General features: G+C 60.9%; 21 protein-coding genes. 12 read left to right on the top strand and 9 right to left on the bottom strand.

Features of this window, described 5'->3' with window-relative positions; all coding sequences use genetic code 11:
• Positions 1 to 118 precede the first annotated feature (118 nt).
• Positions 119 to 538, bottom strand: coding sequence for a phosphoribosyl-AMP cyclohydrolase (gene hisI, locus F1542_RS05270; RefSeq protein WP_193732121.1), 420 nt, complete (start codon positions 536 to 538; stop codon positions 119 to 121).
• Between the two features lie 38 nt (positions 539 to 576).
• Positions 577 to 1,407, bottom strand: a complete 831-nt coding sequence (locus tag F1542_RS05265) for a folate-binding protein YgfZ (protein WP_193732120.1) — start codon at positions 1,405 to 1,407, stop codon at positions 577 to 579.
• 85 nt (positions 1,408 to 1,492) lie between these two features.
• Here F1542_RS05265 and F1542_RS05260 point away from each other — a divergent pair, with 85 nt between their 5' ends.
• From F1542_RS05260 to F1542_RS05235, 6 genes are all read left to right on the top strand, one after another.
• Positions 1,493 to 2,407, top strand: a complete 915-nt coding sequence (locus F1542_RS05260) for a glycosyltransferase family 9 protein (RefSeq protein WP_193732124.1) — start codon at positions 1,493 to 1,495, stop codon at positions 2,405 to 2,407.
• A gap of 212 nt (positions 2,408 to 2,619) precedes the next feature.
• Complete coding sequence (locus F1542_RS05255; RefSeq protein ID WP_019086415.1) at positions 2,620 to 3,315, top strand: hypothetical protein; 696 nt, start codon at positions 2,620 to 2,622, stop codon at positions 3,313 to 3,315.
• A gap of 40 nt (positions 3,316 to 3,355) precedes the next feature.
• Positions 3,356 to 4,729 (top strand): PQQ-like beta-propeller repeat protein, encoded by a 1,374-nt coding sequence (locus F1542_RS05250; protein ID WP_193732119.1) that lies wholly within the window; start codon positions 3,356 to 3,358, stop codon positions 4,727 to 4,729.
• Between the two features lie 16 nt (positions 4,730 to 4,745).
• Positions 4,746 to 6,170 (top strand): ribosome biogenesis GTPase Der, encoded by a 1,425-nt coding sequence (gene der, locus F1542_RS05245; protein ID WP_193732118.1) that lies wholly within the window; start codon positions 4,746 to 4,748, stop codon positions 6,168 to 6,170.
• Positions 6,171 to 7,038: 868 nt separating this feature from the next.
• A complete protein-coding gene (locus tag F1542_RS05240; RefSeq protein WP_193732117.1) occupies positions 7,039 to 8,535 on the top strand; it encodes a hypothetical protein in 1,497 nt (498 codons plus the stop codon).
• A 383-nt stretch (positions 8,536 to 8,918) separates the two neighbouring features.
• Complete coding sequence (locus tag F1542_RS05235; RefSeq protein WP_193732116.1) at positions 8,919 to 9,515, top strand: nicotinamidase; 597 nt, start codon at positions 8,919 to 8,921, stop codon at positions 9,513 to 9,515.
• A 133-nt stretch (positions 9,516 to 9,648) separates the two neighbouring features.
• Here the strand turns inward: F1542_RS05235 and F1542_RS05230 are convergent, their stop codons facing one another.
• Complete coding sequence (locus tag F1542_RS05230) at positions 9,649 to 10,992, bottom strand: gluconate:H+ symporter (RefSeq protein ID WP_193732115.1); 1,344 nt, start codon at positions 10,990 to 10,992, stop codon at positions 9,649 to 9,651.
• A gap of 207 nt (positions 10,993 to 11,199) precedes the next feature.
• Here F1542_RS05230 and F1542_RS05225 point away from each other — a divergent pair, with 207 nt between their 5' ends.
• Positions 11,200 to 11,949 (top strand): dienelactone hydrolase family protein, encoded by a 750-nt coding sequence (locus F1542_RS05225; RefSeq protein ID WP_193732114.1) that lies wholly within the window; start codon positions 11,200 to 11,202, stop codon positions 11,947 to 11,949.
• On the opposite strand, the gene ubiA is transcribed toward F1542_RS05225, so the two are convergent.
• The gene (gene ubiA / locus F1542_RS05220) at positions 11,939 to 12,856 is read right to left on the bottom strand and encodes a 4-hydroxybenzoate octaprenyltransferase (RefSeq protein ID WP_193732113.1); all 918 of its coding nucleotides are present in this window, start codon (positions 12,854 to 12,856) and stop codon (positions 11,939 to 11,941) included. The two genes, F1542_RS05225 and ubiA, sit on opposite strands and share 11 nt — an antisense overlap.
• 155 nt (positions 12,857 to 13,011) lie before the next feature.
• Here ubiA and F1542_RS05215 point away from each other — a divergent pair, with 155 nt between their 5' ends.
• From F1542_RS05215 to F1542_RS05200, 4 genes are all read left to right on the top strand, one after another.
• Complete coding sequence (locus F1542_RS05215) at positions 13,012 to 13,737, top strand: 16S rRNA (uracil(1498)-N(3))-methyltransferase (protein ID WP_193732112.1); 726 nt, start codon at positions 13,012 to 13,014, stop codon at positions 13,735 to 13,737.
• 94 nt (positions 13,738 to 13,831) lie between these two features.
• Positions 13,832 to 15,244, top strand: coding sequence for a glutamate--cysteine ligase (locus F1542_RS05210; protein WP_193732111.1), 1,413 nt, complete (start codon positions 13,832 to 13,834; stop codon positions 15,242 to 15,244).
• A 148-nt stretch (positions 15,245 to 15,392) separates the two neighbouring features.
• Entirely contained in the window at positions 15,393 to 16,349 is a 957-nt protein-coding gene (gene mbfA / locus F1542_RS05205) for an iron exporter MbfA (RefSeq protein WP_019087079.1), read from the top strand.
• A 74-nt stretch (positions 16,350 to 16,423) separates the two neighbouring features.
• Complete coding sequence (locus F1542_RS05200) at positions 16,424 to 17,068, top strand: outer membrane lipoprotein carrier protein LolA (RefSeq protein ID WP_193732110.1); 645 nt, start codon at positions 16,424 to 16,426, stop codon at positions 17,066 to 17,068.
• 114 nt (positions 17,069 to 17,182) lie between these two features.
• Here the strand turns inward: F1542_RS05200 and rsmI are convergent, their stop codons facing one another.
• Positions 17,183 to 18,172: a 16S rRNA (cytidine(1402)-2'-O)-methyltransferase gene (rsmI, locus tag F1542_RS05195; protein WP_227672497.1), complete on the bottom strand. Its 990-nt coding sequence runs from the start codon at positions 18,170 to 18,172 to the stop codon at positions 17,183 to 17,185.
• Between rsmI and F1542_RS05190 the strand changes: the two genes are divergently transcribed.
• Positions 18,157 to 19,494, top strand: a complete 1,338-nt coding sequence (locus F1542_RS05190) for a penicillin-binding protein activator (protein ID WP_227672496.1) — start codon at positions 18,157 to 18,159, stop codon at positions 19,492 to 19,494. The genes rsmI and F1542_RS05190 overlap by 16 nt on opposite strands.
• Positions 19,495 to 19,523: 29 nt before the next feature.
• Here the strand turns inward: F1542_RS05190 and F1542_RS05185 are convergent, their stop codons facing one another.
• The 4 genes from F1542_RS05185 to F1542_RS05170 form a co-directional block, all read right to left on the bottom strand.
• Positions 19,524 to 19,874, bottom strand: a complete 351-nt coding sequence (locus F1542_RS05185; RefSeq protein WP_193732108.1) for a hypothetical protein — start codon at positions 19,872 to 19,874, stop codon at positions 19,524 to 19,526.
• A 160-nt stretch (positions 19,875 to 20,034) separates the two neighbouring features.
• A complete protein-coding gene (locus F1542_RS05180; protein WP_193732107.1) occupies positions 20,035 to 20,970 on the bottom strand; it encodes a lauroyl acyltransferase in 936 nt (311 codons plus the stop codon).
• Positions 20,967 to 21,953 (bottom strand): tetraacyldisaccharide 4'-kinase, encoded by a 987-nt coding sequence (gene lpxK, locus F1542_RS05175; RefSeq protein ID WP_193732122.1) that lies wholly within the window; start codon positions 21,951 to 21,953, stop codon positions 20,967 to 20,969. Before lpxK ends, F1542_RS05180 begins: the two co-directional genes overlap by 4 nt.
• Entirely contained in the window at positions 21,953 to 23,254 is a 1,302-nt protein-coding gene (locus F1542_RS05170) for a 3-deoxy-D-manno-octulosonic acid transferase (RefSeq protein ID WP_193732106.1), read from the bottom strand. The genes lpxK and F1542_RS05170 overlap by 1 nt, the downstream gene beginning before the upstream one ends.
• Positions 23,255 to 23,268: the final 14 nt, after the last annotated feature.

Raw genomic sequence — 23,268 nt, 5'->3', positions numbered from 1 at the left:
GTGCAGTTCCGCGCGTAGCATGAATACGCCCATGATGATGGTGCCCAGCACGGTAATGCCGATCCAGACCAGCTTGCTGATCTGCTCGCGCTTTTCTTCGTCATCCACCACTGTTCTGTCAGGCTTTTTTGCCATAGAGCGCCTCCGCCGCTATTTCCGGTTGGGTTATTTCCACGATCCCTTCGGGGCGCAGTGCATTGTAGAAACAGCTGCGCCGTCCGGTGTGGCAGGCAACACCCTTCTGGTCCACCAGCAGCAGAACGGCGTCACGGTCACAGTCCAGGCGGGCGTCAAGCAGCGTCTGCACCTGTCCCGATGTTTCGCCCTTGCGCCACAGGTCACGGCGGCTGCGTGAATAATAGCATACACGACCGGTGCGCAGCGTTTCATCCAGTGCTTCGGCATTCATCCATGCCAGCATCAGCACCTCGCCACTGTCATGCTGCTGGGCGATGGCCGCGATCAGGCCGTCTTCATTGAACTTGACCCGGTCGATCATGGCCGCACGAACGGCCTGGTCCGGGGGAGTATAGGGCATGTCTCTCTAACCTTGAAAAAAGCAGGGTGGACGTATTGCTATTCCGCCCTGGCGGGCAGGGCAAACCACTGGGGCATATGCACGTGCAGCGCGTGCCCTTCCGTGGTCAGGTCCGTATCGTTGATGTGTTCGTTGCGGATCATCGCCATGCCGACCTTGTCGCGGGAGGAACGCATTTCCCCCACCGTGGCCGTGCCGGACAGGATGGGCGTGCCGGGGGCGGGCAGTTCATGGTGGGACGTTACCGGCAGCAGGTGACGGCGCACCAGCCCACGATACCGGGTGCGCGCGGTCAGTTCCTGACCCATGTAACAACCCTTGGTCCATGAAATGCCATTCAGCTGGTCGAAATTGGCTTCCAGCAGCAGGGTCTTGCCACTTTCGCAGTCCCGCACGCCATCAGGCAGGCCAAGCGACAGGCGCAGGTGGTCATAATCGACATCATCCGCCGAGGGGCTGGCAACGGGGTGACCCAGCAGGAACCGCCACCCTGCCTGTGGCAGGCGCGGGTCAGGGGCTGCGGGATAGCCCCCGGGTGCGGTAAAGTCTTCTCCCCATGCGGCGTGGACGGCGTATCCCGTCTCGCTGATCTCCACATCCGCGCGCAGGCGGTAGCGCGACAGGCGCTGGCGCAGCATGGCGGCCTGTGTCGCGTCACAATCGACCAGCAGGCGCACGCCCTCGGGGTCGGCAAAGACAAAGAAATCGGCCAGCCATTTGCCCTGTGCCGACAGGAAGGCGGTCCACACGGCACGGCCGGGTGCGACCGTTGTCATGTCGTTGGACACCAGCCCCTGCAGGAAGGAGACGCGATCCGCGCCCGAAATGCTGAGCACGGCGCGATCAGGAAGATGAGCAATTCTGGCCATATGCGCAATCTGGCCATGCCCGTGCCCGCAGGCAAGGGGTAAAGAGAGGTTGGCACATAAGCAAAACCTGACTAGCACCACGAAAATGCATATCCTGTTCATCACATCCACCCGACTGGGGGATGCCATCCTGTCCACCGGGCTGCTGGACACGCTGCTGCGGCGTTATCCGCAGGCGGATTTCACCATTGCCTGCGGGCCGGTGGCGGCCGGGCTGTTCGCGCATATGCCACGCCGCGTGCGCACCATCGAAATGGTCAAGCAGCCATGGGACCGCCACTGGCTGGAACTGTGGCTGCAGTGCCGGGGGATGAAATGGGACCTGTGCGTGGACCTGCGCGGGTCGATTGTCAGCTATTTCTTGCGCGTCGGCACGCGCCATGTCATGCGCGGCGGGCGCAGGCCGGGGCGGCGCATTACCCATATCGGCAACCTGCTGGGTCTTGACCCGGCACCCCTGCCGGTTGTGTGGACCAGTGTGGCGGAACGTGCGCAGGCTGCCGAAATGCTGCCCGACGGGCCGCGCTGGATCGCCCTGGGCCCCACTGCCAACTGGGATGGCAAGATCTGGCCTGCCGAACGGTTTGTCGCGGTGTTCAGGGCGCTTCATGAAGATGATCCATCCCTGCGGCCGGTGATCCTGTACGGACCGGGGCAGGGCGAACGCGCGCGCGCGCAGGCCGTACTGGATCAGTTGCCGGATGCGCTGGATACGGGGGGCAACCTGTCGGTGACACAGGTGGCGGCGCTGCTGGGACGCTGCACGCTGTTCATCGGCAATGATTCGGGATTGATGCACCTGGCGGCGGCGTGCGGGATTCCCACGCTGGGCCTGTTCGGGCGCAGCCGGGCGTCGGAATATGCGCCATCCGGCCCGTGGGCACGCGTGGCCATGGCCCCCGGCCCGGTGGGCAATGCCCCGATGGAAGGCCTGGCTGTTGCGCAGGTCGTGACCACCGCCCGGGCGCTGCTGCGTGACAGATGGGGACGGAAACGGTGAAAAACCCGAACTTTTTGCATTTCCACCATCCTTACGGCTGGCGGTGGAAAACGGGTCGGTCTATGTGATCGGACAGGCAGGGTGGCCCATGATGGCGCATCCATCCTGACATGGTGGTTTGCCGTGCCGTTTCAGGCCGGATATGGTGGGGCCGACAATTACGACGCGCCGTGCGCATGGCGCCGCGCAAGCGAGCAGGGAACGACAGGAACGTGGCTGACGACATCTTCACGGAAGTCGATGAGGAAATCCGTGCCGAACGCATCCGGGCGCTGGCGCGCCGCTATCTGGTTGTCGCGGGCGCCGTGGTCGCGGTGGTATGCATCGGGGCCGGGGGGTGGCAGTATTCCGTCTCCCGCGCACACAAGGCGGATGCGGCGGTCTCGGCAGCCTATTTCACCGCAATGCAGGATACCGCCCGCGCGCCCGACAACGGGGGGATCGATGGCCCGCTGACCGCACGCCAGAAAACCGGGCTGCAGGAACTTGAGGCGCTGGATGGCAGGGCGCGGCCACCGCTGCGCATCCTTGCGCGGATGGAACGCGCGGCCCTGCTGGCCAACAGCGGCAGCCTGCCTGCCGCCCTGTCCCTGTGGGATGGCGTGGCGCAGGAACATGCCACCGACCCGGTCATCGCCTCGCTCGCCAGCCTGCTGTGGGTCCAGCACCAGATCGACAGCGGCGATCCCGCCACCCTGCGTTCACGCCTTGCGGTGCTTGATGGCGCGGGCCAGCCATGGCGCGCCCAGGCCATCGAGGCCGAGGCCATGCTTGACCTGCGCACCGGAAAGGAAGCGGATGCCCGCGCCAGGCTGGAACGCCTGACCATGGACATGTCCGTAACCGATGGCGTGCGCAACCGTGCCGAAGCCATGCTGCAGACCATGGGGGCGGACGCAGGTGGCTAGCCCGACCCATGACACCCCCATGCCCACAGACAGGAAGACCATGAAACCAGCCCTGAGCCGCCGCCACGCGTTACTTGGTGCCGGGGCTGCGCTGCTGCCCGCCCTGGCGGCCTGTTCCAGTGCACAGAAAAAGAAGCCGTTGCTGATCGGCCACCGTTCCGACGTGCTGCAGACCAAGGCCGGCCTGACGGTTGACCCCGATGAAACGCAGGCCGTGACCGTGCCCGCCCCCACGGCGCTGAACGCGTGGCCGCAATCGGGCGTCAATCCCGACCATGTGGGCATGGACATCGCCTGGCGCGGGACCATGCAGCATGAATGGACGCATGACATCGGTGCCGGCATTTCCGAACCGGAGCCCCTGTATTACGTCGCCCTGGGTACGAGCGGGCGCGGCATCATCCAGGCGCCGCCGGTGGTCCAGAACGGCCGTATTTTCGTCATGGATGCACAGGGCGTGATCCGGGCCTACCGCTGGCCCGCCATGCACAAGCTGTGGGAATACAACCCCAAGCCGCGCAAGATGCGTTCGGACAACCTGGGCGGCGGGATCAGTGTCGATGGCGATACGCTGTATGTCGTTGACGGCATAGGTCAGGCGCTGGCGCTGGATGCCGCGACGGGCAAGCTGAAATGGCGGGTCAACATCCAGACCCCCGGCCGGTCGGCGCCCACCGTCGTCAATGGCCGCCTGTTCCTTGGCACCATTGACGAACACCTGTACTGCCTTGATGCCGAAAACGGCAACGTGCTGTGGACATACGCGGCAACCGCCGCCGATACCATCATATATGGCCAGCCCGCCCCGGCCGTGGCGGATGGTGTCGTGCTGGCCGGTTTCGGCTCGGGCGACCTGGTGGCGCTGCGTGCCGAAGGTGGCGAAGTGGTGTGGGCCGACACGCTGGGCAGCACCAACGGGCAGCAGGCGCTGATCGATTTTTCGTGCGTGCATGGCATGCCGGTCATTGCCGATGGCACGGCCTATGCCATAAGCACCGGCGCGGTGCTGGTGGCCATTGACATGCGTTCGGGCCGCAGGCTGTGGGAACGCGGCATTTCGGGGCAGAACACGCCGCTGGTGATCGGGGACTGGATCTTCCTTATCTCCATGGACCAGCAGGTGGCCTGCCTTGACCGGCTTTCGGGCCATGTCCGCTGGATCACGCAGTTGCGCCAGTACGAAAATTCCGACAAGCAGAAGCGTGGTATCGTGTGGAATGGCCCGCTGCTGGCGGGGGGCAAGCTGGTGTTCATTTCCAGCTTCCCCGAAAACGGGGTCGCCATCATTGATCCGGCGCAGGGGCATATCGAATCCCTGCACAAATTGCCCGGTCAGGTGACGACCGCGCCCATCGTGGTGGATAATCTGCTGTTACTGCTGGACAATAACGGCTACCTTATCGCCTATAGTTAAAAAGAAAGTTGCCGCAGTGAGTTCATCTTTTCCATCCGCGCCAGTGGATGCGCTGCCGGTTGTCGTGATCGCGGGCAGGCCAAATGTCGGTAAGTCGACCATTTTCAACCGACTGGTCGGTCGCAGGCAGGCGCTTGTGGCCGATACCCCCGGCGTAACCCGCGACCGCAAGGAAGGGCAGGCCGTCGTGCGTGGCCGCGCCATTCGCATCATCGATACGGCGGGGCTGGAAGAAGCGGCCCCCGATACGCTGTATGGCCGTATGCGGGCATCTTCCGAATCCGCGGTGGCGGATGCGGACCTTGTGCTGTTCTGCATTGATGCGCGCAGTGGCCTGACACCGGCGGATGAGCATTTCGCCAACTGGCTGCGCCGGCAGGGCCGGCCCGTGCTGCTGATCGCCAACAAGGCGGAGGGCCGGCAGGGCGCCGCCGCGGCCATGGAGGCATTTTCGCTGGGCCTTGGCGCGCCGCTGGCCATTTCGGCCGAGCATGGGGAAGGTGTTGCCGACCTCATGTCCGAAATCGCCGACCGCCTGCCGCCTACCGATCTGCCGCCGGTGCAGAAAGCCAACCGCCGCACCCGCCGCGAACAGGCGGAAGGTGAGGAAGATGAGGATATCCGTCCCCCCGGTCCGCTGCGTCTTGCCATTGTCGGCCGCCCCAATGCGGGCAAGTCCACGCTGCTGAACCGCCTGCTGGGTGAGGAACGGATGATTACCGGTCCGGAGCCGGGACTTACGCGCGATTCCATTGCCGTCATGCTGCATGATGACCAGGGGCCGATCCAGCTGGTTGACACCGCCGGCCTGCGCCGCAAGGCACGGATTGACGAGACGCTGGAGAAGATGTCCGTCTCCGCCTCGATCGAGGCGCTGAAAATGGCGGAGGTCGTCATCCTTGTGCTTGATGCGACGTTGGGGGTGCATGAACAGGACCTGCAGATCGCCCGCCTGATCGAACGTGAAGGCCGGTGCTGCGTGCTGGCGCTGAACAAATGGGACGCGGTGGAGGACCGCGCCGCGACCCGGCAGGCCATCAAGGACCGTATCGAGACGTCGCTGGCGCAGATGCGCGGCATACCCGTCGTCGCGTTTTCCGCCATGACGGGGGCGGGGATCAACAAACTGCTGCCGACCGTGCGTCGCGCCTATGACATCTGGAACCGCCGTGTCGCGACCGGTGCGCTGAACCGGTGGTTCGAGATGATGATTGAACGCCATCCGCCGCCGCTGGTCGATGGCCGCAGGCTCAAGCTGCGCTACATCACGCAGGCCAAGGCCCGCCCGCCCACGTTTATCGTGTTCGGCACCCGTACGGACCAGTTGCCCGAGGATTACCAGCGTTATCTGGTCAACGGCCTGCGTGAGACCTTCGACCTGCCCGGCACGCCAATCCGGCTGCTGCTGCGCGCGTCAAGCAATCCCTACGCCAGAAGCTAGGCTCAGGCCCTGTTAATTTATTGAATGGGAGGCGATTGGTGATTTACAGGTTTGCATGGTGGCAAGCCTGTGAGTGATCTGTTTTGATGACCTGAAAATCAGATAACACGGATTTTTACAGCCCTGATGGAAAAGGCTGGCCCGTTGAAGAATCTGATGATTGATGTGACACACCTGCAAACGCACCGGACAGCGGCCTCGCCGCTTAAAAAAGGGCTTTTCCCGCCCTGTCGGGCTGACAAAAGGCGGTCTCTTGTTTTAAGAGACTGTTTGAAAACAACGCATTGGTAAAAGACAATAAAAGTTCTTTCGGGGTGCCTTTTCCCAAAAAGCTTTACTAAAAATGTCTTTTAGTTTTCAGGTGCCTGTCATGAACTGAGTTTCCAAACGGTCTCTAACGAAATATCACCTGCTGCATTCCACCAAAGAAGAACCGGAAATCAAAATCACCTTGCAACCGGTATCTCTATAAAAGCGCCATCTGATGCGAAAGCATGTTCGCAAAGCTGAAAAACTGGCAGCTTATCGCAACCGGCTACGACCGGTGCATGCATACATTCATGTCCGCAATCCACATTGCTGCAAGTTTCATCTCTATCTCAAAAAATGACTTCTGAGCCAGGTTCAATGGGTCAAGAAGCATTGATCCGGGCATGGTTGGTCAATGCCAGCCTCTTGCCCGCCAATAGGCTGGCAAGAGTTTTATTGTGTTATTTTGATAACTTAATTTACTTATTTGTAAATTAGTTTAATTATTTAAATCTATACTATAAAAAGGCAATATTATTTCTCTTTACATATAAATGTAATATTTGTAAGGTCATTAAAGTTAATCAGGCCGTCTATTGATCTATCTGGTGGAAGCATAATGGAAAGTTCGTTACTGACAGGAAAGAAAATAGATATATTTACGTATGTCATATTATCTATCTTGATTGTCGCTACTGTATTTTCAGTGATCTTCCCATTTTCCGAGATTTTCAATCACATCCCTCTTGCGCAGAATGAAGGATGGAACGCCTATCAGATTGATCGGGTTATTAACCCGGCATTGGGACCCCTTTATCCAGACCCTGAAAACGGCCTGATTTTCAATAATTATCCACCGCTGTCATTCTACCTGGTTGGCTATTTCAGTAAATACGTAACGCACGATGTTATGGTCGCTGGAAGGATAGTCAGTGTCACCTTTCAGCTTTTGTCATGTATTGTATGTAGCTTATGCGTCAGATCGTTGGGAGCAAAACCCATTGGGATGATACTGGCATTTTTCATACCATTTCTTTATACAGTAGCATATTTCGGCTGGTGGTTTGCCACGAATGATCCGCAATGGGTCAGCATATTTTTTGTTTTATTGTCACTGCTCCTGGCGATAGACTGTCTTTGGAATGACAGGAAAAGTAATTATTTTATAATATGCCTGGCGGCGTTCCTCTCCGTACTGGCCGGCACTGCAAAACATAATGAAATTTCCATCCCGCTTGTCATAACCATTGTATTGTTTTTCAATAACAAAAAATTATTTTATACGTGGTGTGTGTCTGGTATATTATTTTCAGTCATGGCCTTCGTTTACCTGAAGCTAATGTTTGGTAGCGATATAATATCCGATGTATTTTTTCATCCGCGCGTCATTTCTACATCATTACTATTCAATACGGATTTTTCCATTAAGCATACCCTGACGCTTTATATCGCTGCCATTCCTTGCCTTATTGGAATAAAAGATAAAAAACTAAGGCAATTCCTGATAATTATTTTTTTGGTATGTTTTACGTTGGGCGTCTCCCAGAAAGTAGGAGATGGCGTGTCTGAAAATGCCCATATCGATACCGTCCTTGCCCTGGGCATTGTCATTGCCATGGGTGCATCTGTCTTCCCACAGAAATGGCAGGGATACAGAAAGCCGAGCATGATATTATTGACGATACTGGCCATCACGCCTCCCGTCATTAAAAGCATTACACACTTGCCCGGAAGCATTAATGACATACGCCGCATACCGGAGGAACAGGAGAAATGGAACGCTGTTTATAGTTTATTAAGATCAAACAGTCGGCCTGCTGCGTGCCGTATGCTGTCAATCTGTTATTGGGCAGGTGAACCTTATACGGTAGATATGTTTAATCTTGGTCAATATCTACAAATGAATGGAAACAAAAAAATATTCAATGATATGGTTAGGAATAAAGAATTTGGTATTATTGAATATCCTTTTCAGGTAGGAGATTTATATAAAAGGGAGGAAGGGAAACTTCTTCCTGATTTTATGAAAAACTATCATCTATATAAAATAATTTATATAGATGATTCATTTTATAGATTTGATGAATCCATGGCATTTTATGCCCCCAACAGTTAGGGGCCGTCAGGTCCTGTTATTTGGTTGCGGCGATGTCGGGAATGGAGAAAAAATAGGTGGCTGTTTTCCATGCGTGTCGCGATAACCGCCATACTCCGACCCCTGTTCATAGATTTTCGATCAGGTTCTGGTGACAAAGGATCTGGTCCAAAAATCTTGCGGCGGCGAAATTGAGGAGACTCAGGAAGGGCAGGGCGCTCCTGTCGTAACGGGTTGCAATGCGCCGCATCTGTTTGGGGTGGTTGAGCAAGGCTGGCATCCAAATTATCAAAAGCTTCGGCAAACGTCGCCTTTTAAAAAAACTATACTCCCAAACTTTTATTTTGAAATAGTTTTCAAGCGGATGCCATGTTGTCCCGACGGGCGATAAGGAAAGACAGATCATGTCCCTGCGCATAAATGCCACCGATGCCCTGCTGATTATCGACATGCAGGCCGATTTCATGCCCGGTGGTCCCCTAGGCGTGCCGGGGGCGGACAGGCTGCCCACCCTTATCAATCCACTATGCGACCTGCCGTTTGGCGTGATTGTCGCAACGCAGGACTGGCACCCGGCGGGGCATATCTCCTTTGTCGGGCAGGGTGGTCCGTGGCCCGTGCATTGCGTGGCGGGCACGCCGGGTGCCGGTCTTTCGCCCGCGCTGGCGCAGACGCATGTCGGGGTGGTGCTGCGCAAGGGACTGCATCCCGATATCGACAGCTATTCTGCATTTGAAGACAACGATCATGTCAGCCGGACAGGGCTGGATGGCCTGCTGAAGGGCAGGGGAATTATCCGCGTATTCGTGGTGGGTGTCGCATTGGATTACTGCGTGGCAGCGACCGCACGCGATGCGGTCCGGGCAGGGTTTGCAACCTTCGTCCTGCCCGATGCCTGCCGTGGCGTGCGGCAGACCCCTGCGTCAGTACTGGACGCGCTGGGCATGGAAGGGGTCAGTCAGGCGGATGCCGTGGATGTGCTGTCATATAACCGCAAGTGAATGATATTTTGAAAATCAAAAGTTTTTGGTGAAGCATTTTTCAAAAAGCTTCGAAGAACGCTGCCTTTGAAAAAAGGTAGTTCCGGAAATGCCCACGGTTTTTTCAACTGGTTATGTCGCAATAATTCCTCATTTATCCGACCACCAGCGAGATCATCATCGCGAATGCCAGACCAAGCACGGCAATCAGCGTTTCAATCGCCGACCATGTCTTTATGGTCTGCCCAACCGACAGGCCAAGGTATTCCTTGATCTGCCAGAAACCCGCGTCATTCAGTGGCCCCAGCGCCACGGACCCGGCCCCGGTCACGATCACCATCAGTTCGGGTGATGCCGCATGGGTGCGCAGCAGGATCGGCCCGACAATACCGGCCGCCGTGCTCATGGCCACGGTGGCGGACCCGGTGGCCACACGCACCACCACCGCCAGCAGCCACGCCAGCACCAGCAGCGGCACATGCGCCCCCACCGCCAGGTCGGTAATGGCCGATGACACGCCGCTATCAACCAGTTCCTGCCCGAAACCACCGCCCGCGCCAACCAGCAGCATGATCAGCGCGGTAGGAGCCAGGCAGTCATTGGTGAATTTCAGGATGGTTTCACGGCTGAACCCGCGTGCGGTGCCAAAGACCTGAAACGACAGCAGCGTCGCCAGCGCCAGGGCGATGTCGGTATTGCCGATAAAGTGCAGCGCATTGTTCAGCGGCGTATGCGCCCTCGCCACCAGATCCGCCATCGATCCCACCAGCATCAGGATGACAGGGGAAAGAATCGTCATGACCGTAATGCCGAAGCCGGGCATGTTTTCGGGCACGTCATGGTTGACGAACTGTGCCTCCAGCGCGGACGGCAGCACCGGCCCGATCCGACTGGCGATGAAGCGTGCGTAAACCGGCCCGGCAAGGGCCGCCACCGGCGTGCCGATCACGATCCCCCACAGGATCGTCCGCCCGATATCCGCATGATAGGCCGACAGCGCCAGCAATGTTGCCGGATGGGGCGGGATCATGGCGTGGGTGACCGACAGCGCCGCCCCCATGGGCAGCGCCAGCAGCAGCAGCGGCGTGTTGGTCCGCCGCGCCAGCGTGAAGGCCAGCGGGATCAGCAGGACGAATCCAACCTCAAAAAACACCGGCAGCCCCACCAGCAGGCCGATCACCATCATGGCCCAGCTGACACGCTTCGTACCCGCAAGGCTGGTGATCGTGACCGCGATCCGGTCGGCGCCGCCCGATTCCGCCAGCATCTTGCCCAGCATGGTACCCAGCGCGATAACGGTCGCGACATGTCCCAGCACGCGCCCCGCGCCAGCTTCGAACGATGCAATGGCCTTCTGCGGCGGCATGCCCGCCCCCAGCGCCAGCGCCAGCGAAACCGCGAACAGCACGATGAAGGGATTGATCTTGAAACGCGCGATCAGAACCACGACGGCCAAGATCGCCAGTGATGCGAGGGAGAGTGCGAACAGGGATGACATTATGTTTTCTGTAACGAATTCATGCCCCATACAGGCCGGGGATGAGATTGAATGTCAACGCTGGAAGCCTTTTTTGCGCAATATTTGAACAAAAACACCTAATTTTCCTGCTACGATATTACACAGATGACAGGATGCCCTACCCCTCGGTGGGGGATGCGTATGCTGCTATCATGGCCCATTGTCCTATGGAGCGCGCGTATTGCCATGATTATCCTTTCAGACGAAACGGCTGACATTCCAACGCCATCAGGCATGATGCGGATGCATGTTTTCCGTCCGGCCATTGCGGGACGCTTCCCCGGAATTGTCCTTTTTTCGGAGATCTATCAGGTGACGGCCCCCATCCGCCGGCTTGCGGCCATGATGGCGGGCCTGGGGCATGTGGTCTGCGTGCCTGAAGTCTATCATGAATACGAACCGGCCGGGACCGTCCTGGCCTATGACAGACCGGGCACCGACCGAGGTAATTTCCTGAAACACGAAAAACCGCTTGCGGCCTATGACCATGATGCGCGCGCGGCGCTGGACTGGCTGGAATCCTGCCCGCACTGCACTGGCGCGCTGGCGACGATGGGCGTGTGCCTTGGTGGCCATCTGGCCTTTCGCGCGGCCCTTGACCCGCGCGTGCGGGCGACGGTGTGTTTCTATGCTACCGATATCCATGCCCACAGCCTTGGCCATGGCAGATGCGACGATACGCTGGCCCGGGTTGGTGAAATGAAGGGGGAGGCGTTCCTTGTCTGGGGGCGGCAGGACCCGCATGTGCCCTTTGCCGGTCGGCAGATGATCCGCGACGCGCTGGAACAGGCGGGTACCCGGTACGAATGGCATGAATTCAATGCCCAGCACGCCTTCCTGCGTGACGAGGGCCATCGCTACGATTCCGCCCTGTTCCTGCAGTGCATGGACATGGCCCGGGCCTTTCTGGGCCGTATCATGCATCTCAGCGCGTAAGCATGCCCGCCAGTATGGCCAGGGCGATGACAAGGCCGGTTTCGCGGTTGAAGCGGAACAGGCGCAGGCACCCGGCTGGATCCCGCGCGTCCAGTCGGCTGACCTGCCATGCCAGCAGCACGGCGGGCAGGGGCAGCGCCAGCCAGAACCCGTAACCTGTATGGGCAAGCCACCCCGCCGCCCCCAGTCCCGCAACCGTCAGCGCATAGCATATGCCCACGAACAGCCGCGCATGCCCGGCCATGAGGCGCGACGTGGACCGCACGCCAATGCGGGCGTCATCCTCCATGTCCTGAAAGCCATAGATCGTATCGAAGCCAAGCTGCCACACGATGGTTGCGGCATACAGCGCGAACAGGGCGGGGGCGATCCGGTCCGCTGCCGCCGTATAGCCCAGCGGCGCGCCAAAGCCGAACGTGAAACCCATGACCAGCTGTGGCCACCACGTTACCCGCTTGGCCAGCGGGTAAAGCCCGACAAGGATGAGCGAGGACGCGCCCAGCACCTGCGACAGGGTATTGAGGTTCATGAGGATGTTGAACCCGATCAGCAGCAGCGCCGCGAGGAACAGCGCCGCCTCGCGCATTGACAGCGCGCCCGATGCAAGCGGTCGGCCCGCCGTGCGCGCCACCTGCCGGTCAATGTCGCGGTCCCACATGTCATTGACCACGCAGCCTGCGCCACGCATCACGACACTGCCGATACCGAACAGCACGATCAGGAAAATACGCTGCGACACCGGCACATCCGCAGGCAGCAGGATGCCCCATATACCCGGCAGGAACAGCAGCCACGTGCCAATCGGCCGGTCCAGTCGCGCCAGCAGCGCATAGGGGCGCAGGCGCACGGGCAGGCGGCCGATCCAGCCATCCACCCTGATATCCGTATGGGGTACAGGCTGGTCCACGGTGCAACTCCTTCGGGCTTGATGGCGGCAGGGAACAGGGTTTGCCGATGACGGATCGCCCCATGGCTGCTAATGGCGAAACAGATGGGCCGGAAGACCCCGCCGGGTCAAGACCGGCCCCGGTGCCATGCAAGTAAGAAAGGTGACCACCCGGCATGAGGGACTGCCCCCGACTGTTCATTTCCCCCGAAACGATTGCCCCGATGGGGGCCGGCGCCATGCTGGATCTGGAACCGGGACAGGCCCATTACCTTGGCACCGTCCTGCGCCAGCAGGCGGGGGCGGCGATCGCCCTGTTCAATGCGCGCGATGGGGAATGGCAGGGCGTCATCGACCACCTGCGCCGGGACCGCTGCCGCATCCGGCTGGTGGAACAGACTCGCGCGCCCGTGACGACACGGGGTGTGTGCCTGCTGTTTGCGCCGCTCAAGCGTGATGCGACCGAAACGGTCATCCGCATGGGCACTGAACTGGGGGTGACGCGTTTCCGCCCGGTGGTAAGTGAACGCACCAATACCCATCGAATCAATGCGGCCCGCCTGCAAAGTATAGCGGTTGAAGCCGCCGAACAGTGCGAGCGGCTGGATGTACCCACCATCGACCCGCTGGCGGACCTGCCGGTCGTACTGTCCCAATGGCCTGAAGACATAAGTCTTTTTGCCGCCCTTGAACGGAGCAATGCCCCGGCCGTTCCCGTCATGGCGCGGCCGGGGGACTGTGTGCTGATTGGTCCAGAAGGCGGTTTTTCCCCGCGTGAACACGACATGCTGCGCGCGCGTCCGTTCGTGCGCCCGTTGTCACTGGGGGATCTTGTGCTGCGGGCGGATACGGCGGCGGCGGCGGCGCTGGCTCTTGTCGGGGCTGGCCTCAAGGCCTTATGAGGGATGGGTCAATAAACACCTGCCCCCTCCGGCATGCGCGTTCAGCCTGTCGCCGGCGTTAATCTGACTGTCATTTGAGGATATTGCCCCCGCCATGTCGAATCCCGGCGCGCATAATTCAACCGTAATCGAATCATTTGACCAGATGGTCGCAATTCTGGCGGCAGGTGCCCGGCCCCGGTCCGAATGGCGGATCGGCACGGAACATGAAAAATTCGGCTTTGTGCGGCCCGACGCCGCAACACCCCAGCGCAGGGCCTGGTCCTCGCCCCCCTATGCCCCGCAGGGGATCGAGGCGCTGCTGCGCGGACTGGCGGCGGAAGATGGCGGCAGGCGGTGGGAAGAAATCATCGATCGTGGAGCGCTGATCGGCCTGAAGGGGCAGGCGGATGCAAAAGGCGGTTCGATTTCGCTGGAACCGGGGGGGCAGTTTGAACTGTCCGGCGCGCCGCTGGTCTCCCTGCATGATACCGAATCCGAAATGGATCGCCATTTTGCCGCCATCCGCCCGATCTGCGACCGGCTGGGCATCGGTTTCGCCCCGCTGGGCTTCCACCCCACCGCACGGCGGTCGGATATTCCGTGGATGCCCAAAAGCCGTTACGCCATCATGCGCGACTACATGCCCAAGGTGGGTACGCTTGGGCTGGACATGATGCTGCGGACCTGCACGGTGCAGGTCAATCTTGATTTCGGGTCCGAAGCGGACATGGCGCGCAAGATGCGGGTCTCGCTGGCGTTACAGCCGGTGGCGACGGCGCTGTTCGCCAGTTCCCCGTTCTATGAAGGCCACCCTAACGGCTATCTGTCCAATCGCGGGCGTGTGTGGACCGATACCGATAATGCACGCGCGGGCATGCCGCGTCGTTTCATGGAAGATGGTTTCAGTTTTGCGACTTATGTGGACTGGCTGCTGGATGTGCCGATGTATTTCGTCACCCGCGATGACCGGCTGATTGATGTCGCGGGCTGTTCGTTCCGGGACTGGCTGGCGGGACGCTGCCCGCCGGGGCTGGAGGGCACGCGCCCGACCATAGGCGATTTCGAGGACCATATGACCACCGCGTTCCCTGATGTGCGCCTGAAGCAGTTTCTGGAAATGCGGGGCGCGGATGCCGGGTCGCCCGCCATGATGCTGGCGCAGTCAGCGCTATGGACCGGCCTGCTGTATGATGACGCCACCGTGCATGCCGCTGAAAAGCTGGTGCTGGAACATGGGTGGGACGACTATATCGCCATTCGTGGCGCGGTGCCGCGCACTGGTCTGGACACGCCATGGGGGCAGGGCACGCTGCGCCCGCTTGCCGCGCGCATGATCGAACTGGCGACCGACGGATTGCGCGCGCGCGGTCTGCGCGATGCGCAGGGACGTGACGAGACCCGGCACCTTGCCCCCCTGCATGAAATCGCGGCCGGTGGCCCCACGCAGGCGGAAGCGTGGCTTGCGGCCTATCATGGCCGGTGGAAGGGCGACGTGACCCATATCTTTGCCGAGGCCGCTGTCTGAGACGGCAGGGGTGGCCGGATGTGTTTTCAGTAAATGTAATCGAGAAGCATAATCACTTTCGGCCATTACTTTAAAAATACAAATGATAATGATTTTTAAATTGACAATATTCTTGAGGTGACGCAAAAATTTATGCATAGACTGGATAATGCGTAAATTTTCGTCCCTGACCGATCAGGAAATCCTCGCGCTGGCCATCTCCAATGAGGAGGAAGACGGGCGCATCTATTCTGATTTTGCTTACGCATTGCGCGAAAAATATCCCGATACGTCCAAGATATTTACCGACATGTCGGTAGAAGAGGACAGCCATCGCCGCGACCTGATCGACCTGTACGCCAGCCGGTTTGGCCCCCACATCCCGCTGATCCGTCGGCAGGATATTGCGGATTTCATCGTGCGCAAGCCCGCATGGCAGGTCCAGACACAGGGGATCGAGGCCGTGCGCCAGCATGCCCGGCAGATGGAAATGGATGCCGCGCGCTTCTACCGTCAGGCCGCGCTGCGCACCACAGATGCCGCCACGCGCAGGCTGCTGGGCGATCTGGCCCATGCCGAGGACCAGCACGAACAGGCCGCCAACGCCATAGAACTGGACCGCCTGCCAACCAGCAAACGCGAAAGCGAGGACGAGGACGCGCGCCGCCGCTTCGTGCTGCAGGTCATCCAGCCCGGCCTTGTGGGGCTTATGGATGGATCGGTGTCCACGCTGGCCCCGGTCTTTGCGGCGGCTTTCGCCACACACCAGCCATGGAACGCGTTTCTTGTCGGTATGGCGGCGTCAGTGGGGGCGGGGATTTCCATGGGCTTTGCCGAAGCCCTGTCCGATGATGGCAAGCTGTCGGGCCGTGGCGCGCCACTGCTGCGCGGGCTGATATGCGGGCTTATGACCACCGCGGGGGGGATTGGTCATACGCTGCCGTTTTTGATCGATAATTTTTCCACCGCCATGATTGCCGCCGTGATCGTTGTGGTGATCGAACTGTTCGTGATTTCGTGGATACGCTGGCGGTATCAGGAAACGCCGTTCGGTTCGGCCATCGTGCAGATTGTCATTGGCGGGCTGCTGGTATTCGTGGCCGGCGTGCTGATCGGCAGTTCCTGATCCGGCCGCCTTGATCTTACCCCGATGATGGGGCACCAGTGGGCGGGTACTTCCCGTATGGATCGTCCCGTATCATGAGATTTTCCCCTACCATCGCCGCCTGTGGACTGGTCTGCCTGCTTGCCGGTGGTGGCCTTGTGCCCACCGCCCATGCGCAGGAACAGATGGCCGTTGGCGCATCGGATCAGGACCACGCCCTGCTGGAACGTGTTGAGCGGCATCTGGATGCGATCAGCCTGCTCAAGGCCCGGTTCCGCCAGACAGCCCCCGATGGCAAGCAGAGCACCGGGACCGCGTGGATCGACCGGACGAATCGCCGCATGCGGTTCCAGTATGATCCCCCCAGCCCGCTGCTGCTGGTGGCCAATCATGATCAGGTCGTATTCAACGACAGCCAGCTGGACCAGACCACCACCATGCCCATGGACAAGACGCCGCTTGGCCTGCTGCTGCGTCCTCACCTGCAACTGTCGGGGGATGTGACGGTCACCGGCCTGTCGCGTGAGGGCAATGTGCTGGAAATTACGGTCGTGCGCACCGATTCCCCCGGTGATGGCAGCATGACGCTGATCTTCCATGACAGCCCGCTGCTGCTGCGTGGCTGGATCATCCAGGACGCCCAGCAGGAAACCACCCGTGTCGATCTACTTGATGCCTCGACAGGTGGTCCCATGCCGCCGGATTCCCTGTTCAGCACCGACCTGCCGGAACAGCACTGAGCCTGATCGTACCCGTCAGGGCTGTATAATAAGAAAGTTTTTGGTGAAGCTTTTTTCAAAAAGCTTCGAAGAATGCTGCCTTTTTAAAAAAAGGCAGCACCCAGAAACTTTTTCTTATGTTTCGCGCGCCAGTTCCAGCGCACGGGCATAGACGGTGCGCCGGGGCAGGCTGGTAATGCCCGCTACCAGGGCGGCCGCGTCCTTGACCGACAGGGTGCGCAGGGCCTCGCGCAATTGCGTGTCCAGATCCTTGGCCGTGCTGTCGCCCTGCAGGGGCGGACCAAGCACTACGGTAATTTCGCCACGGGCCGGGTTGTCCGCGTAGTGGGCGGCCAGTTCGGCCACCGTGCCACGGCGCACTTCCTCAAACCGCTTGGTCAGTTCGCGCGCAACGGCGGCAGGGCGGTCGCCCCCCATGATATCAGCCAGGGTCGCCAGCATTTCCGCCAGCCGGTGCGGGGCTTCATGCCAGAGCAATGTGGCGGACAGGCCCGCGCATTCCGCCGCGTGCAACTGCGCCAGCACCTCGCGACGCGCGGCCTCACGCGGGGGCAGGAAGCCTGAAAACATGAACGGGTGCGGGGGCAGGCCAGACAGGGTCAGCGCCATGACCGCCGCATTGGGGCCGGGTACGGCCGTGACATGCCCGCCCGCCGCCACGACCGCACGCACCAGGCGGTATCCGGGATCGGACATGAGCGGCGTGCCCGCGTCCGAAATCACCGCAATGCGCTGCCCCGCGCCCAGTGCGTCCAGCAGGGCGGGGATCTGCCGGTCCTCGTTATGGTCATGCAGCGGACGGGTACGGGTATGAATACCGTATTCCCGCAATAGCCGCGCGCTGGTACGGGTGTCCTCGCACAAAATCAGGTCAACGGATTCCAGCGTCGCCACCGCGCGGTGGCTCATGTCCCCCAGATTGCCAATGGGGGTGGAAACAAGGACAAGTTCTCCCGGCCGATGCACAACCGGAATGGATTCATCCGCGTTCCCTGCATGACGGGGGGGCGTTTCTCCGCTATGAACCGTTTCTGGGGGAATGTCCGTCGGATGTTCCGCGGCATGTTGAGATTTTGAAGGCGAGGAAGATGAGGCGTCAGACATTCGGAACCCAGATGCAAGGACAGGATGTTGATTCTGCCTCTTCGCGCTTTGCATGCAAGCGCTTATTGTTTGCCGGGCTAGCGCTGTCGGCCCTTACGGCATGCGCCAGCGGCGGTGGCCACCATCATGCCCCGAAGGCTGGGCGCGGCGTCGGTGTCCTGCTGCCCCTGACTGGCGCCAATGCCCGTCTGGGTCAGGAAATGCTGACCGCCACCCGCATGGCCATGAACACCCCGACCGCCCCGCCGCTGGATGTGCATGACACGGCAGCCCCCGGCAGCACCGCCGCGACGGCGGCACAGGCTGCGGTCTCGGCAGGGGATGGGCTGATCCTCGGGCCGCTGACCACGGATGATACGGCTGCCGCCGCCCCCGTTGCCACGGCGGCGCATGTGCCCATGCTGGCCTTTACCAGTGACATGTCCGTGGCCCAGCCCGGTGTGTGGACGCTGGGCATCGCCCCCGAACAGCAGGTGCGCCGTATGGTGCTGGCCGCGCGCCAGCAGGGACGGCAGCATTTTGCCGCCTTCCTGCCTGAAAACCGTCTGGGCCATGCGCTGGGGCAGGCGCTTCAGCAGGTATGCGCGGAAAACGGGCTGCAATCCCCGCAGATCATGTATCATGAAAGCCTGCAGGCATCCGTTTTAACGGGTCTGAAAACCCTGTCCGCCTATGAAACCCGCGCCGCCGCCGTGGTCCAGCCCCAGCCGGATGCGCAGCCCGAAGCCCCGAAGGTCGATGCGGCGGTCGATCCCGCCAATCCCGATGGCGCGCCCCCGGCCTCATCCGATCAGCCCGCGGCTCCTGCCACCACACCGGATTTCCCGGCGCCACCGTTTGACGCCCTGCTGCTGGGGGATACGGGGCTGCAACTGGGCATGGTCATCAACGCCCTGACCGAGGTGCATGTGGACCCCACGCATGTGCAGATCATGGGACCGGGACTGTGGGGCGCTTTCGCCACCAAGCTGTCGGCATTGCAGGGCGCGTGGTACGCAGCCCCCGATCCGACCAGCCGTCAGGCTTTCGTGCAGCAGTTCATGGCGCGCTACCATCACATGCCCACGCCGCTGGCTGACCTGACCTATGATTCGGCTGCCCTGGTCAAGGCCCTGGACCAGACGCGCCCCGCAGGCAGCGCCAATGGCTATTCCGTGCAGGCGCTGACCCGGCCGGAAGGTTTTGGCGGGGTGGATGGCGCTTTTGGTTTTCTTGAAAATGGCAAGACGCGGCGTGATCTTGCAGTGTTCCAGATCCTGCCATCCGGTGGCAGCAGGATCGTCATCCCCCCCGCAGGCAAGCTGCGCCGCAGCGCCAATTAAGGCGCGAAGGGGAATGCTGTCGCGGCCGTTCAGGCCGCGGCAGTCGCCCCGCAGGACAGCACCGGACGGATCGCATGCAGTGCGGCTTCGAAGCTGCGATAGGTTGCCAGCGGGCGTTCGTGAATCTGGTCGATCAGTATCCAGCCCATTCCCTTGCCTTCGGGGCGAACCATGTAGGCGGGGTTTGCGTTCTCACGTACCCAGACCAGGACATGTTCCAGATCGATTTCATCATTTTCGTCGCGGTCGGTGATGTCCGCATCACACAGGCCCATGCAGGCACCGGCCTGCAGCCAGCGCATCAGGTATTCGCGGTGACGGGGCAGCAAGCCCTGCCGCAGGGAAACAACATTGGTGGCATATGCCTGCTGATCCATCATGTGCATTCCGTTGGCCCTCTGACTGTCGTGGTGTGACAATGTGGAAACAACGCTATTCCTGCATGGCAGCTTTGCCAAATTGAATTTGGGACTGAAAGCCGAAGAAACAGGCAGAAACCTTAACCTGTGATAAAAAAGCAATAATATGTTGCAAATATGATTATTTTTTAGGCTTTTTTTTAGGCAAATGCACATTCCAGCGGCGGTGAAGCCATAGCCAACTGCCGGGATGATGGCGAATAATGCTTTCAATCCAGTCATTGACCATCTGGGTCAGGTCCATCTGGTCCTGCGCCCGGTTGCCGCTGTCGGGTAGGTCAAGCGGGGGATGGACATGAATCCGCAACCGTGCCGGACCCAGGCGCTCGACATAGCCGGGAATGACGGGACAGCGCAGCTTGATCGCCATGGCCGCCATGGCCCCCGCCGTCATGGCGGGCTGTCCGAAAAACCGGGCGGCGACACCATCATTCATTTTCTGGTCCACCAGCATGCCCAGATGGCCCCCCTTCAGGATATGGCCCAGCGCGCTGCGTGCGCCCTTCGCCCCCTTGGCGAACAGGGGAACAGGTTGCCCCATGGCCGCATCCCGGAGGTCGCACAGGATCCGGTCAACCAGCGGGTTGTTCGGCGCGCGGTAGAAGGATGAAAATGGCATGCCATACCGCGCCACGGCGGGCGGCAGCATTTCCCAGTTGCCGATATGGCCAGATACGAAAATGGTCGGGCCGCCGCGACGTGCCTGCGCGGTCAGGTATTCTTCCCCCACCACGTCCCAGCCCGGACCCCTGCCCGGATTGCGGGGCAGGGTGGCAAGATGGGGGAATTCGCCAGCATTGCGACCGATATTATCCCACATGTCCCGTATCACGCGGCGGCGCATGGTGGCGTCCAGTTCGGGCATCGCCATGCGCAGGTTGGCATCGGCAATGCGGGACACCGGCAGGCATGGCCCCACCATCCGGCACAGGAAGCCACCCAGGTTGGAGGCCCGCACCGGGCCAATCCGGCGGAATATCGCCAGCAACCCGCGCACGAAGGCGGCTTCCAGATGCATCTGCCGCGTGGCGGAGCGTGTGGGGGTGGCAACTGTCATGCGTCTGTCCTGCCCAGCCATAGGTCAAGTATGCGTTCGGGCATGGCGGGCGTGTCCCATGCCAGATGCACGCTGGCGGTCGTAACCTGCGCCCGCATGTCGGGGGGCAGGCGTACGGTATCCTTTTCCGTTGTTACCAGGCACGCATTCGATTGCGCGGCCAGTGCCAGCAGGTCGCGGCATTCCGTCCGGGTATAGGGATGATGGTCGGCAAACGCCATGCAGCGCAGGGGGGAAAGCCCCATGCTGGCAAGCCCGTCAAAGAACTTCGCGGGCCGTCCGATGCCGGCAAAGGCGATAAGGGGCCTGTCACGCGGCACGTTGCCAACATCCTGCTGTAACATGGCGGTAAAGCAGGGGGGCCCGTTTTCCATGCCGGCCAGAACACCCTGCCGATCGGTACCAATCATGACAATGCCCCCCGCACGCGCCAGACCACTGTGGACCGGTTCGCGCAGCGGCCCCGCAGGCAGGACCTGTCCATTGCCGAATCCGACCGCACCATCCACAACCACCAGCGCGAGATCCTGATGCAGCGTGGAATTCTGGAATCCGTCATCCATCAGCAGGCAGTCCGCCCCGTCCCGTAGGGCCTGCCGGGCTGAAACCGCGCGGTCCGCGCCGATATAACATGGTGCGACCCGGGCCAGCAGTAACGGTTCATCCCCTGTGTCACGTGCTGTATGGCGATCAGGGTCAACCCGCGTGCCCATGGGCCGGTGGCCACCATAGCCACGGGACAGAAAGGCCGGGCGACGCCCACGGGCAATGGCGCGTTGGGCAAGGTCAAGGCCAAGCGGGGTCTTGCCCGTACCACCCACCCCGATATTCCCGCAGCACAGCACGGGCACCGGTGCCCGCCATCCGGTGTGCCTGACCCGCCGGGCGGTTGCGGATGCATACAGCCATGACAACGGGAACAGTAGGCGGGCGGCCCATCCCGGATGGGCAGGCGCATTCCACCAGAAGGCCGGGGCTTGCATCACCGTTGTCCCAGAGTCAGAATCGCAAGGGCGACCTGCCGGGCAATATCAGGGTCGGGCGGGGAAGGATCAGGTGCCAAAACGCCGTCCCGGCCGGGATGCCGCAGTTGCGTGATGACCCATTGCGCAATGTCCCGCGCAGTGTGCACGTAGTAGATGCGTTGCTCCATCCGGGCATAGGCCTGACGGAAATTGCCGGTTTTCGGGCCGGTGGCAATCGGGCATCCCGCCCGTGCCGGCTCAACGGGATTATGGCCGCCACCCGCGCAGCCGGGCAGGCTGTTTCCCATAAGGACCGGTGCGCCGAGGGCATAGAACAGCCCCGTTTCCCCCAATGTATCGCATATCCATACGGCATCACGCGCTGTGGGAAACTGTCCCGCCGCGCGACGGGGCAGCGGTTGGTCCGCCAGTGCTCCGATATCCGCCCCACGTTCGGGATGGCGGGGAATGATGATGGTCAGCGCATCTGGCACGGCCTGACGGATAATGATGCTGGCGGCAAGGATTTCGGTTTCCTCCCCCTGATGGGTGGAAGCCGCCACCCAGACCGGACGACCGGCCAGCATGCGCCCAATGGCGGCAAGGTCCGCCGGGTTGCACGGCAGGGGCGCTGCCGCATCTTTCAGGTCTGCGATCATGTCGATCCGTCCCGCGCCACCGTGTTGCAGGCGGCGGGCATCTTCCGGCGTCCGGGCCATGACCCATGTGAAAGTGGACAGCATGCGCGCCAGCAGGCATCGCGCCTTGCCCCACCGGGCCAGTGACCGGTCCGACAGGCGTCCGTTAAGCAGCGCCAGCGGGATGCGCCGCCGCCTGCATGTTGCGATCAGGTTGGGCCAGAGTTCACTTTCCACCAGTGCCGCCGCATCGGGACGCCAGAAATCGGCAAATCGCGCAACCCAGCGTGGCACATCCAGCGGCGTGAACTGATGCAGGACCCGTTCATGCCGATCCATGCCTGGCAGGCGTGCATGCAGGATCTCGGCCCCCGTAATGGTGCCAGTCGTGACCAGGATATGATGGGACGGGCTGATGTCCAGAAGCTGGCTGATAACCGGCAGCACCGAAATGCTTTCGCCAACGCTTGCGGCATGCAGCCAGACAAGCGGGCCGTGGGGGCGCCCCATGCTGGCAATGCCACGGCGCTGGGGCAGGCTGGCCGGTGTTTCCTTGCCCCGTTTCAGGCGACGCGACAGGTTATGGCGCAGGACGGGGGCCAGCAGGCTGGCGACACCCCACCATCCCGCACCAAGGACAGCACCACACAGGCGCGCGCCCGTCATGTCCGGGCGCGTCATGTCCGTATCAGTCC

The organism is Komagataeibacter sp. FXV3, assembly GCF_015155755.1.
In the GTDB taxonomy this organism is placed as follows: domain Bacteria; phylum Pseudomonadota; class Alphaproteobacteria; order Acetobacterales; family Acetobacteraceae; genus Komagataeibacter.
The sequence above is the reverse complement of the archived record's forward strand: the minus strand, read 5'-3'. Positions and strand labels throughout refer to the sequence as shown.